Annotated in this window: 9 protein-coding genes; 1 reads left to right on the top strand and 8 read right to left on the bottom strand. The window is 48.8% G+C overall.

The genetic code is table 11. The features are described 5' to 3' along the window. Nucleotides 1–57: 57 nt before the first annotated feature. The 5 genes from tig to DFR60_RS20220 form a co-directional block, all read right to left on the bottom strand. Nucleotides 58–1,344 carry a trigger factor gene (gene tig, locus DFR60_RS20240; protein ID WP_002603538.1) on the bottom strand — a complete coding sequence of 429 codons (1,287 nt, stop codon included), beginning with the start codon at nucleotides 1,342–1,344 and terminating at the stop codon, nucleotides 58–60. 100 nt (nucleotides 1,345–1,444) lie between these two features. Then, nucleotides 1,445–4,492 carry a bifunctional diguanylate cyclase/phosphodiesterase gene (locus DFR60_RS20235; RefSeq protein WP_110324503.1) on the bottom strand — a complete coding sequence of 1,016 codons (3,048 nt, stop codon included), beginning with the start codon at nucleotides 4,490–4,492 and terminating at the stop codon, nucleotides 1,445–1,447. Between the two features lie 2 nt (nucleotides 4,493–4,494). Next, the gene (locus tag DFR60_RS20230; RefSeq protein ID WP_243005132.1) at nucleotides 4,495–5,949 is read right to left on the bottom strand and encodes an extracellular solute-binding protein; all 1,455 of its coding nucleotides are present in this window, start codon (nucleotides 5,947–5,949) and stop codon (nucleotides 4,495–4,497) included. Between the two features lie 19 nt (nucleotides 5,950–5,968). Then, on the bottom strand, nucleotides 5,969–6,529 hold the full coding sequence (locus tag DFR60_RS20225) for a DJ-1 family glyoxalase III (RefSeq protein WP_110324501.1): 561 nt from the start codon (nucleotides 6,527–6,529) through the stop codon (nucleotides 5,969–5,971). A gap of 22 nt (nucleotides 6,530–6,551) precedes the next feature. After that, nucleotides 6,552–7,658: a galactose ABC transporter substrate-binding protein gene (locus DFR60_RS20220; RefSeq protein ID WP_110324500.1), complete on the bottom strand. Its 1,107-nt coding sequence runs from the start codon at nucleotides 7,656–7,658 to the stop codon at nucleotides 6,552–6,554. A gap of 521 nt (nucleotides 7,659–8,179) precedes the next feature. Here DFR60_RS20220 and DFR60_RS20215 point away from each other — a divergent pair. Further along, complete coding sequence (locus tag DFR60_RS20215; RefSeq protein ID WP_110324499.1) at nucleotides 8,180–8,644, top strand: CYTH domain-containing protein; 465 nt, start codon at nucleotides 8,180–8,182, stop codon at nucleotides 8,642–8,644. A gap of 110 nt (nucleotides 8,645–8,754) precedes the next feature. On the opposite strand, the gene DFR60_RS20210 is transcribed toward DFR60_RS20215, so the two are convergent. The 3 genes from DFR60_RS20210 to DFR60_RS20200 form a co-directional block, all read right to left on the bottom strand. Then, entirely contained in the window at nucleotides 8,755–10,410 is a 1,656-nt protein-coding gene (locus tag DFR60_RS20210) for a galactose/methyl galactoside ABC transporter permease MglC (RefSeq protein WP_110324535.1), read from the bottom strand. Between the two features lie 18 nt (nucleotides 10,411–10,428). After that, a complete protein-coding gene (locus DFR60_RS20205; protein WP_110324498.1) occupies nucleotides 10,429–11,937 on the bottom strand; it encodes a sugar ABC transporter ATP-binding protein in 1,509 nt (502 codons plus the stop codon). A 101-nt stretch (nucleotides 11,938–12,038) separates the two neighbouring features. Then, nucleotides 12,039–13,349 (bottom strand): substrate-binding domain-containing protein, encoded by a 1,311-nt coding sequence (locus DFR60_RS20200; protein WP_432764123.1) that lies wholly within the window; start codon nucleotides 13,347–13,349, stop codon nucleotides 12,039–12,041. Nucleotides 13,350–13,480 lie beyond the last annotated feature (131 nt).

Raw genomic sequence — 13,480 nt, 5'->3', positions numbered from 1 at the left:
CGAAAGCCGAGCAGATTCCAAACATAGTCAGGAATCTCCCCGGTCTTCAGAACGTATTTAAACTAACTTTGCCTCAGCAACCAGGAAATCAACCGCTTCCTGAACTGCCAAGTCTTCCTTCATCTGCTCGATGCCGTTCTCTCCCATATATTCCTTGATCTGGGCAACTTCCATCTTATAAGATTCAGCCATGTCTGCGATCTCTTTCTCAACAGCTTCATCGGAAACTGTGATGTTTTCAGCTTTTACAATCGCCTCTAATACGAGTCTTGTCTGAATTCTCTTAACAGCCTGCGGCTTCATCTGCTCTTTTAAAGTATCGATCGTCATGCCGGTGAACTGCATGTACTGCTCAAGGGAAAGGCCCTGGCTCTGCATTCTTCTTGCATAATCGTTGACCATGTTGTTTACCTGGCTGTCGATCATCGGCTCAGGAATATCCATTGTGGCATTCTCCACTACCTTGTCAACAACATGATTCTCATTCTCTGTAGCGGCTTCTTTCTGCTTTGTTAAGGAAAGCTTGGCCTTTACATCGTTCTTGTACTCTTCGAGAGTCTCGAATTCGGAAACTTCTCCGGCAAACTCATCGTTTAACTCCGGAAGCTCTTTTCTCTTGATCTCCTTAACGGTTACCTTAAATACTGCTGGCTTACCGGCAAGTTCTTTTGCATGGTATTCCTCCGGGAAGGTTACGTTTACTTCGCACTCTTCTCCGATGTTCTTACCGATTAACTGCTCTTCAAATGTATCGATGAAGGAATGGGAACCGATGGTTAAAGGATAATCCTCGCCCTTTCCGCCTTCAAACGGAGTTCCGTCTACAAATCCTTCGAAATCAACAACCGTCTGGTCTCCGTCTTCTACTGCTCTGTCCTCTACGGTGATCAGTCTGGAGTTCTGCTCCTGAACCTTCTTAAGCTCTGCTTCGATGTCCTCGTCGCTCACTTCAGCGGAGGCCTTCTCTACTTCGATTCCTTTGTACTCGCCGAGAGTCACTTCCGGCTTAACAGCTACGGTAGCTGTGTAGATTAATTCTTTACCCTTTTCAACCTGTACAACGTCGATTTCAGGTCTGGATACAACGTCCAGTTCACTCTCTGTTACGGCATCGCCGTATGTTGCGTCGAGTGCTTCGTTGATGGCATCCTCATATAATACCTCTACGCCGTACATCTTCTCTACCATGGCCTGAGGAGCTTTTCCTTTTCTAAAGCCAGGTATGTTGAATCTGCTCTTATTCTTATTAAAAGCCGTGGTGAGCGCTTTTTCAAACTGTTCAGCTGGTACCTCTACGGTTAATTTTGCCATGTTCTTTTCTAATTTCTCTACTTGTAAACTCATTCTATGGGTTCCTCCTTGAATATATATGTGAACCGCCATACCGACAGGGCGTTACACTTCAATTTAGCATTATAGCATACTCATTCGGTAAATTCCAGTACTATTTCTGTGAAAAGTCCGATTTTTGGGCAAAATCCTGCATTTTCCTGACAATGTACGGATCGATTGGACGGATTTCCATCTGAGGCCGTCCGATATAGTATCCCTGGAACAGCTCAACGCCGCATTGAATCAGAAATTCCAGTTCCTCCTTCGTCTCCACGCCCTCTGCCAGAACCGTGATATGATTCTGCCCCGCAAAGTCCAGGATATTATTCAGAATCAGCTGACGGTTGGGATCTTCATGGATCCGCTGCACGAGACTCATATCCACCTTGATAATGTCGGGCGCCATGTCGAGAAGCACGGTTTCACTGTTGTAGCCGGCGCCGAAATCGTCGATCGCGATAAGGCCGTTCCACTTTTTGGTCACCGCGATTTTACGGCTCATATACTCCTGATTCACGGGTTCCCCTTCCGTAAGCTCCGTCACGACACGGGACAGATAGCTGCTGTACCGGTTCCAGAGATCGGCTTCCTCCTCCTTCGACATACAGGCGCTGGCAATGGAGTTGATGAAAAGCCGTTCCGTCTGTCCCAGCGCACCCGCCTGATCCTGTTTTTCCACAGCCTTCAGACCGGCATACCAGGTCAGCGTCTCCATCTGCGTAAGCTTCGCCTGAGCCCGCGCCAGATTCAGCACCTCTTTGATCCCCTTTAAATTCGTAAAATTAGGCCGCATCAACAGCTCATAGCCAAAGACGCTTCCGTCCCGCCTTGTAATTGGCTGGAATGCAAAATCCACTTCCCGCGTCTCCAGCATCCGGTTTAATTCTTCCCGGCCGGCCAGCATGTAGGAATTGTTGGAGTAATCGTTGGAATCAAATTCCATGATAATGCCCTTCACGCTGTGCTTTACCATATACATGGCAAAATCAGCGTAATTTAATAGTGTGTCAAAGTCCACGGCGTCGTCCGGATACCACGCCATGCCTCCAGAAACGCGGACAGGAATCTGATACCCGCCCTTCATCTCCAGGCTGGTGGACTGCAAAAACTGCATGAAGGACTGGACTCTCCGCCTGATCTCCTCTTTTCCGCCGCCCCCGTAAATAAGCGTGACGAATTCATCGCCGGAATAGCGCGATACGATGGCGCCTTCCTCTTCCAGCCGCTTTAAGCAGTTGGCAAACAGAACGATATAGCGGTCGCCCTCGTCATGGCCGTACGTATCGTTAATATACTTTAAATTATCGAGATCCCACATGGCCACAGCCGCGGTCTGAATAGTCCCATCCGCCATGGCCACCACCAGCTGTTCCCGGAATGCCCTTCTGTTATAGAGGTTGGTGAGCAGGTCGTAATTTCTCTCCCGCTCCAGCTTCGCCTTCTCCTCCACGTCGCCCGTCACATCCGACAGCACGCCGAGGACCGTTCCCGCCTCCTGTGTATCGAGGATGAGACGGACCCAGCGTCCCTTACCGACCGCATTTGCCCGGTCAGACGCGCTCCTCTCCGCTTCATCTGCCGTCGGGCGCGCATCTACATGAAACAGGTAATTTTCTCCGTCTCTCTTTGTATTCCTGATACCGGCCTCCATCCGCTGCCGAAACTCCTCACTGTCCATATAGCAGTACGGCTCCCCCGGTTCTTCCCATCCCATCATCTCAAAAATGGAACGGCTGCAGAATACGCTCGCATTATTTTCTTCATATTCAAACACGCCGATCAGTACATTCGCATGCTCCAAAATGCTGGAAATCTTCGATGCGGACCGCTCTACATCTGCACTCAGCTGTTCGATGGTCTCTGTCAGTTCATCGATCTCCCCGATGTGAACCCGTGTCAGTGTAAGGCCGTGTTCTCCCGAACGTTTACGCACCTCATTAACCAGGCCGCGAATCGGGTCCGTCACGATCTTGCCGATGATGAAGACGCCGAATACACTTAAAATAATCGGAATCAGAATGGAACTCAGCAGCATGCTTCGAATGGAATTATAAAAGGACAGCAGATCGTTCTTCCTTGCCATCCCGACCAGGACCCATTCCTCCTGTTCAAACGGCGTATTATAGTTATACACATCCAGCTGTTTTACGCTGGCATACCAGCTGGCCCGGTCGGAGGAACGCAGTTCGCCGATGCCTTCCTCCTCGTTATCCGTGTACTCTAAGTACTCATCGCCCTTAAAATACTGATTATAAAGATAGCCTGACGATGCTACGGGAGTAATGGTATTCTCTCCCGCCTGACGGACTCCCAGGGCATAGCAGACCTCGAAGCTGCTCTCCGTCCTGTCGGAGCTGAGCACCTGCTCAATCCTTCCGATTCCCATCTCCAGCCCGAACACGCCCACGACGCTTCCGTCCTCCAGGATGATAGGGGCAGAATACGTGATGACAGGAATGTCTTTGGGACTCAGTCGGAACGGCTTGCTTAAATAGGCAAAATTTAACCGTTCCTCTGCCCCGGCCTGATTTTCCATGGAGGAATAAAACGGTTTTTTATAGAAATCAGTGCTGCCGTCATCGGCTGTCATGTCAAACCCCAGGTCCCAGAAGGAATCCAGAGGAATCCCGTATTTATTGGCAAGAGAAGGAAGCCCCCGTTCCAGAAGCAGGGACGAATTATCCTGATTATAACTCCTGCCGGGATTGGAATCACGTATGTAAAACCCGGCCTTCGTATTTTCAGCACTGTTCTGCGCGGCCGGACCGTCCAGCACGACGAATATTCCCGTACCATAGCTGCGGCGCATGAGATCGATGGCTCTGTTCATAATCCCGTCAGCAATCTCCCGGTTTAAATCATAATCGCTTGAAATACAGGACGCATCTTTATGCTGTTCGTCTAAAACCGACTGAATCTCAGACGCCATGGATCCGGAGTCATTGACGACATTGATCCACTGGTGGATCGTCTCCTTCTCCAGATAGAGCCTGGTGTTATCCGTATTCTCACTTAAAATATGGATTTCATTATTCTTCAGTTTTTTAGAAACACCGCCGAACAGAACCATTCCGGCCATAATCAGTGCCTGTATAATCAACAGCACCAACAACGGCCAGAGCAGATGGGTTCTGATAGATTCACTCCTGCCTTTTTTCATAACTACTCTCCGATGATTGTCTCCAGTTGTTCTTTTGTATGCTCATACCACTGTTCAAAGTTAGATTCTTCTGTAAACTGCTCTACAGCTTCTTCCCTGGACATTCCCTGCGCCATGAGGGACAGCACGGTCTCTCTGTCATCTCTGGCCTTATCCGCCATGGTAGCGTTTAAAATGGCCCGCGCCTGATCTCCGCCCTCGAAAGGCTTCGTCGTATACAGCTGATACTTGTTGGCAGTCTCTAGGCCGATCAGCAGGTTCTCTCCTGCCGCGTCTTCCTCACCATTCTCCGCCAGCACGGTCTCCAGCCGTTCCTTTACTCCCGCTTCCTTCTTAACCGGCAGATAGCCGGAGGAAACGGAAAATCTGATGTTATTGTCAACTCCCGTAAACCACTTCAAAAAGATGGACGCTGCATACTCCCTTTTCTCTTCAGACTTTAAGATCATCATACCGGCGCCCTGCTGAACGGCACACGGCTCAGTCCCTGAGAAGTTGGGAAGCGGATAGACCTTGCTCTCGATAGGATAGCTGGTTCCATCCTCCAGCGTCACGCTGGTTGGGAAATAGGCGAATCCGCTGGTTGAACCCACGAAGGCTGCCAGCTGTCCCGTCTTCACATCGTCGCTCCTGAACTTTCCAAATGCGCCGAAATAGCCGTTGACATACGGAATATAGTAGTTATCCCATAGCCGCTTCATGGTGGTTCTGTCAAAATCCATAATCACAGTCCCATTTTCCACGCGGAAAATCTCATGTCCAAGCTGCAGGCTTCCGACGATAATATAGTTGGCAAATGCATCTCTTCCGAAAAATGCCTTTCCGTCATCAGGCGTTTCCGTCAGGCTGTCGGTCCACTTGTAATATTTCTCCGCCACACGCGTGATTCCTTCCCAGGAAGAAAACGCGGCGTCCGTCTCACCGGTTGCCTCGGCAAACTTATCCCAGTCCGTCTTGTTGATCGCAAATACTTCCGTCGACTTCGCCACCGGGAACACCTTGATTCCTTCGCTTCCGTCAAACCGGCCTTCTTCTATGTAGGCATCCACATACTCTCCGATCTCATCGGCGGTCAGATACTTGCTTAAATCAACCGCCATGTCTCTCTGGTCGATCTCATAGACCTTATCGGCATAAGCTGCAAAGACGTCCGGAACCGGATCCGAGCCGATCTTCTTATCGATGCTGTCTGTCACGGCCTGGCTTAAATCGTCGATGCTGCCCTTGCTGAAGGCCTCCACGATTATGCCCTTTTCCCGGCCCTCCGACTCGTTAAATGTCTGAACCAGCTGATCGAAGCCTTCCTTCTGGACGCCGTTATAGTAGTGCCATATGGTAATCGTCACCGGATCCTTAGCCGAGAGGCCGTAAGGATCCTTCTTTTCACATCCCGCTAAGCCGGCAGCCAACATCCCTGCAGCCAGAACCGGCAATACCCAACTTTTTTTCATCTTCATCCCCATCACATCCTTATCCTTACATTGGAATCTGGTCATACTGGATCGAATCTTTGATCTGACCCGCATGTTCCCTGTCCGTCAATAAAGCCAGCAGTTCGATTCCCAGATCCAGCGCATAGCCAAGGCCCCGTGCGGTTGTCACATTGCCATCCGTCACAACGCCCTGTCTCGTATATTCCGCGCCCTTCAGTTCGCCTTCAAAGCCTGGGTAGCACGTCGCCTTTCTCCCTTCCAGGATTCCCAGTCCGCCAAGGACGCTGGGGCCGGCACAGATGGCAGCCAGTCTCGTTCCAGCCTTATCCGCCTTTAACAGTTCCCCGCACAAGCCCTCATGAGCTGCCAGATTTCTCGTTCCCGGCATACCACCCGGTAAAAACAGAACATCCGCATCTGAAAAATCTGCCTCGGAAAATTCAAGATCCGCCTGCAGCTTTATCTGATGCGCGCTAACCACATCTTTACTTCCTGTAATGGAAACCAGCTTCACATCCTGTCCGCCTCTGAGCAGAACATCCACGACTGCCAGCAGCTCCACCTCTTCTGATCCGTTTGCTACAAATGCATATACTTTTCCCATGATAATAATCCTCTCTGTCTGTTTATTTTTGCAGGGTACTGATGGTAGAAATCTTCACATAATCCACCAGATACCTTGTTTCTGCCTCGTCACCATGAATCATCTTCATCAGCACATCTGCGGCTGTATGAGACTGTCCCGTGTGGTCGTTCAACACGGTTCCCGTAACTTTGCCTTCCTTGATGTACTGAACCGTCTCCTCCAGGGCATCCACGCCCACTAAGTAAATGTCCTTTCCGGTTTTCCGCCCGGCCGCGTCGATGGCTTCCCACGCGCCATTGGCCATGGCGTCATTGTTGCAGAAAATGACCTCAATCCGCCTGCCATAAAGTGCAAGCGCCTTTTCCGCCAGCTTCCGGCCCTCTTCCTTATTCCAGTCAGCATGGCCCGAAAACAGCTTTTCCGTCTTCATGCCGCCGTCCTCCAGCGCCTTTATGGAATACTCGGTACGGTAATTGCTGTCCTCATTGTCCTTTTCTCCCATAATCATAACGTAGGACACGACTCCATCCCCGTTAAAATCTCCGCGTTTCTCCGTCTCCAGTATGATGCCGCCCTGATAGGTTCCGGCCTGCTTCGAATCCGTTCCAATGCAGGAAACCGCCATCTTCTCCGCCTTCCATCTGGCCTGCTCGTCCGCCTTCGGCTCCCGGTTGATAAATACAAGGGGAATCCCGGCCTCATGGCAGGAATCTGCAATCACACCCGCCCGGTCCGTGTCCACCAGATTCACAATAATCCCGTCGTATCCGGCCTCGATGAACTCATTCACCTGGGAGATCTGTTCCTCCTGCTCTCCCCTGGCGTTCCGCATCACAACCTCCGCGTTATACGCTTCCTCCAGATACTGCCTCAGTTCCTCCCGGTACAGCTTCATAAAATTATCGTCGTACCGGTAGATGGCGACGCCGATCCGCAGCTTCTTATCCACTGCTTCCGCACTTTCACCGCTGTCATCCGCACCTTTCCCGCTGTCATTGGCACTTTCCGACATACTTTTGGACGCACTTTTCGACGCCGCCGGCGATTCCTGTGTCCCGCCTTTTCCAGACGAACACGCCGCCAGAAAGCAGACCGCCAGAGCCAGCAGCAGACAGATGGGAAAAATACAGTTTTCTCTCTTTTTCATGATGTATTCTCCTGTTTTTTGTCTGTAGATTTTATATTACCACTTTTAGGGTATTTAATCTACTGTTTCAGCTTGAGTTGGGAAGAAACAATTATTTGGGGGTACGCCCCAGGGTTTGCGGTTAGGGCGAGGGGGACGGGGGAGAACCTGCGACAGCTTCTTGTTTCCTCGGCGGCAGGAACTAAAGCCGGAAGACAGGAAAAAAGGGCGGATCGCGCAAATTACGGAGAACTCCTGAAGGACTTCTCCTCCATGTGCACTTGAAATCTGGCTTGGAGGCCAGATTTCACCACCCTTTTTTCCTGCCTTCCGGCTTAAGTTCCTGCGTGCCTCGGAAAAGGAAACTGTCGCAGGTTCTTCCCCGTCCCCCTCGCCCTAACCGCAAACCCTGGGGCTGTGTACTGGCTGTGCTGGGAAAACCAACATTAAAATATAAATTAAAAGGCTTGCCTACATTTTCTTTGTGGGCTATGGTATACTATTTTTACAATAATTACACATATCTTAATGGAGGGAAATCGATGGAAATAGAACGTAAATTTTTTATAAATGATCCACTGCCCGGATATAAAGAGTATCCTTATCATGCGATTGAGCAGGGATACTTGTGTACAGAGCCGGTGGTGCGGGTGAGACGGGAGGATGATACGTATTATCTTACGTATAAGTCAAGAGGGAAGCTGGCCAGAGAGGAGTATAATCTGCCTCTTACAAAGGAGGCTTATGAGCATTTGATCGGAAAGGCCGATGGGAATATTCTTACGAAGAAACGGTACTTGATTCCTGTCGTGGGCTCGCATTTGACTATCGAATTCGATGTGTTTGAAGGGAAGTTTCAGGGGCTTATGCTGGCGGAAGTGGAGTTTGAGACGGAGGAGGAGGCGAACGCGTTTGTTCCTCCGGAATGGTTTGGGAGGGATGTGACGTACTCCGGGGAGTATCAGAACAGCCGGTTGTCGGGGCTGGCAGGTATGGAGCTGCTTTGAGTTGAAGGACGAAGCTTTGGAGTGAGCTTACCATCAAAAAACATGAAAGAATTTGCGCCAGTATGCAGCCAATTCTTTCATGCTTTTTTTCGCCCAACCGTATTATAAGTTTATTTCTTCTGAACGTATTTCAGACAGTCAAGTGTTACTGCCGTGATAATGATGATACCTTCAAATACGAACTGGAGGTTTGTGTCGATACCGAGGATAGTAAGGGAGTAGATCAGTACGGTGAAAATAAGTACGCCGACTACTACGCCTGAAATCTTACCAATACCACCGGTAAAGGATACGCCGCCCACTACACAGGCTGCGATCGCGTCCATCTCCCAGCCCTGGCCATAAGCCGCGGAACCGGAGCCTACCATTCTTGCACATTCCAGCCATGCGCCAAAGCCGTAAAGAATACCAGCCAGGATAAATGCGCCCATAGTTACCCAGAATACGGAAATACCTGAAACAGCCGCTGCTTCCGGGTTTCCGCCGACTGCGTATAAATTCTTGCCGAATGTTGTCTTGTTCCAGATAAACCATACGATTGCAATGGCTGCTACCGCCCAAAGGATGATGGTCGGGAAACCATTCAGTCTCGGGATGATCATCTTCGGAATCGACGATTCAATTGCACCGAAGGATACACCTTTTGTCGCATACGTAACAAGGCCGAAGATTACCAGCATGTTTGCCATGGTTGAAATAAAAGGATGCATCTTGAATCTGGCTGTAAAGAAGCCTCCGATTGCGGTAAAACATGTACACAGAACGATACACATAAACAGAGCGAAAACAACTCTTACACCGATGGGAAGACCCGTAAAATCAAATACATGGCCGAAAACCATACCCGTATTGACGCCCTGGTGCATAATGATGGTTGCAGTCGTCATACCCATACCAACCATACGGCCAATGGAAAGGTCCGTACCGGTAAGGAGAATGAGTCCCGCTACACCGAGTGCAAGGAACATACGCGGGGAAGCCTGCTGAAGAATATTTAAAATATTGTTATAGGTAAGCAGCGGCACGCCCTTGATGATCGGCGTGGCGATACACAGCCCGATAAAAATCAGGATAATCGCGATATACAAACCATTCTGCAGTAAAAATTCCCTGCGGTTGAACGTATATTTATAGTTCTCCCATTTCTGGGCCCTGGACTCCGTGAAGGTGAATTTGGAGATGCGCAGTAAGTCGATCAGATGATACTGCCAGACAAATGCCGCGTGTCTTCTGTCCTTGATCTGCTGAAGTTCCTTTTCCAAATCCATTTTCGCATCAAACATCCGGTTCTTATGAACATACTTTTCATCCTTCACTTCCTGATGGTCAGAAAGCTTTGACATGGTGCTCTGGTGTTCTTTCTCCAGCTCCGCAATCTTTTTGTTGTACTTTTCCTTTGCGAGCACCTTTTCCTGCTCACAGCTCTCCTTCAGCGGCTGATAATAATCCTTATCAAAGTGTGCCTTCAGATACGCTGTTGCGTCAGAAATTAATTTTGAAATCTCATCTTTATTTTTTGCTTCAACTGCTTTTGCTTTATCCAGCTCAGCCTTATACGCTGTAATCCTGGATTCTTTTTCACCCTTCGTGATGCTGCGGTCTCTCTTTATTGCGTCAATCGAGTTCTGAAGAGCGACTGCTCTGTTTGTGCCGTCCGCTCTGAGGCTGTCGATCTTACTCTGTATCTTACCAACATAATCCTCAATTGGCTGGCGCAGCTTAAGTTCCTGTTCAGCTGTAAGAGTCTTACCATTTCCATTCGCCATATCCATCAATCTCCCCCATTATAGGTATTTTGCACTGAGTCTTAAAAGCTCTTCCTGGTTTGTTTCTTTTGTATTCACAATTCCAGACAGCCGTCCATTGGACATAACACCAATACGGTTCGTAATTCCCAGAATCTCCGGCATCTCAGAGGAAACAACTATAATTGTCTTTCCCTGCTTCGCCATATTGATGATCAACTCATATATTTCGTATTTCGCGCCGACATCGATCCCTCTTGTAGGTTCATCCATCATGAAAACCTGAGGCTCGCGTTCCAGCCATTTTCCAAAAATAACCTTTTGCTGGTTACCGCCGGAAAGGCTCGATATCATATCGTCCGGCCCCATACACTTGGTATGCATGATTTTGATTTCCTTCGAAGTCGCATTTACCATCTTTACATCAGAGAGCGCGATCCCGGTCTTATACTGCTCCAGGTTTGCAATGGTGGTATTAAACGTAAGATCACCCTTCAGGAAAAGCCCATTGGCCTTTCGTTCCTCAGTGATCATAGCAAATCCATGCTCCATGGCTTCCTTCGCACTTCCGAAATTCATAAGGCGCTTATTAAAGTAAACACGCCCTGCGGCTCGGGTACGGACACCAAAGATCGTCTCCAGAAGCTCCGTACGCCCTGCGCCCACCAGTCCATACAGCCCGAAGATCTCCCCTTCTCTTACATCGAAGGAAACATCCTGCAAATGGGGTTCAAACTTCGTGGATAAATGCTGGATGGACAAAATCACATCCTTGGGGGTATTGTCAACCGGAGGGAACCGGTTGTCAAGTGAACGGCCTACCATGGCCGCAATCAGCTCATTCATGTTGGCATCCTTGGTGCTCTTTGTCATAACCAGGTTGCCGTCACGAAGCACTGATATCTCATCACAAATTTCAAAAATCTCATCCATCTTATGAGAGATGTAGATCAGGGCAATTCCCTGCTCTTTTAACATTCTCATCATCTCGAAAAGTTTATCCACTTCCTGTACCGTTAAGGAGGAAGTAGGCTCATCGAGAACGATTACCTGGGAATTATAGGAGATTGCCTTGGCAATCTCACACATCTGCCTCTGTGATACAGACATGTTCCGCATGGGCTGAGTAAGGTCAACGGTCATGCCCAGCTTTCTGAAAAGCTCGGAAGCTTCCTTTTTCATTCTGCCTTCATCAACAATCCCCATGGAATTGACCGGATAACGACCGAGGAACAGATTGTCAATAACATTTCTTTCCAGACACTGATTCAGTTCCTGGTGAACCATTGCAATTCCGTTTTCAAGGGCATCCTTCGGTCCGGAAAAGCTTACTTCCTTTCCTTTCAGGAAGATATTTCCCTCGTCCTTCTGGTAGGTACCAAACAGGCACTTCATCATGGTGGACTTCCCGGCGCCGTTTTCACCCATAAGCCCCATAACGGTTCCGCGCTTCACATCCAGATTGATATGGTCCAGAACCCTGTTTCGGCCAAAGGACTTGCTCATACCGCGTATTGATAAGACGATATCATCTTTCTTATCTGCCATTGTTTTTACTCCTCTGCTAAAAAACGCCTGATTATTAAAAGAGGTTATTAGGGAGAATCTCTTCTCCCTAATAGCCTGCCCATCTTTAATATTAGTGAATCTTACTGATCAAGTAAAGATGTGTAAGAAGCCGCGTTATCTGTCTTAACCATGTTAATTGCAAATGCATCGTACTGGCTCGGATTTCCAAGACGGTTTGTGATATTGGACTCTGTCTGGCCATCACCGCCGATGTACTCAACCTTTAAGTTAAGCAGCTTGTCGTACTTCTGAAGAAGTGGCTGGTAGGTTGAACCCAGGAAGTTATCAGCTGAATTGTAAATATTCAGCCATACATTCTTTTCCGGATGGGCAGCAGCATCCAGCTGATTTGCTACTGGTGCATAAACCATTGTGGAATCCATGAAATCGTTATAGTTATCTGCTGTAACAGCAACGTTTAATGCATAGTAAGAACGCTCATCTGTTTTGTATACATATACATCGCTGCTCAGAACGTTGCCTGCATCGTCCGCTGTACCGATACCAGTATCAATATCAACTCCATCGAGAGCGTTGCGAAGAACACGAAGTGTTAAGTATGCCTGAACATCTGCATGCTGGCTGATGGTTCCGCCGTAGCCTTCTGCGATAGCGGCTACTGCATCACTGTTTGCATCATAACCAAATGTAGGAACTTTGTTGTCCTTGGACCATGCGTTGAACATGGACATTCCCATACCGTCGTTGTTGGAAGCAACGATATCAATCTGATCGCCGAAAGAAGAAGACCATGTGCCAATTCCGTTGCCTGCAGTCGCTGCATCCCATGTAGCTCCTGCGGAGTTCTTCATCTCCTGGGAAGCAAGTTCGCGAACGACATATGTCTTTCCGCCGACTTCAAGTGTTCCATCCTGTACGGCTGTTGCCTTACCATCTGTGTTTGTACCAATCGGATCACTGACAATGTTGCCGTCTTTTTCTACCGCTGTTCCAAGGGCCTTACGAACGCCTCTTGTACGAGCGATGGAATCGTTATGTCCGATATCGCCGATAGCCAGAACATAACCGATGACTCCGTCACCGTTGCGGTCGATGGTGTCAATATTCTTTTCGATGTACTCTTTCACCATGGTACCCTGAAGTTCAGCACCCTGATTTGCATCGAAACCTACGTAATATGTATCCTTGTTGTAGTTCAGCGCCGTCATGTCAAGCTGTCCTGTGGCACTGCTGGAGGGCTGACGGTTAAACCATACTAAGGGCTTATCCTTGTTCTCCACTTTTGCATCAGCGGCTTTTGTCTCTGCCGGAGCTGCTGTTGTCTCTCCTGCTGCTGCGGCGGTTGTCGTCTCTGCCGGAGCTGCTGTTGTTGGTGTTTCTGCTGTCTTGGAGCCACATCCTGCCATGGAAAATACCATAGTGGACGCCATACCTACTGCTACTACTTTTTTGAGTAATCTCATGATAAATCCTCCCTAGATATAGTATAGTATTTGCCGATTCGTCATTTTTCCTCATCGACACCCATATTATATCTTTATTTTAGGCATATTTCCATATG

This window comes from Hungatella effluvii (genome assembly GCF_003201875.1).
Classification (GTDB): domain Bacteria; phylum Bacillota; class Clostridia; order Lachnospirales; family Lachnospiraceae; genus Hungatella; species Hungatella effluvii.
This window is presented reverse-complemented; position numbering and strand designations above follow the sequence as displayed.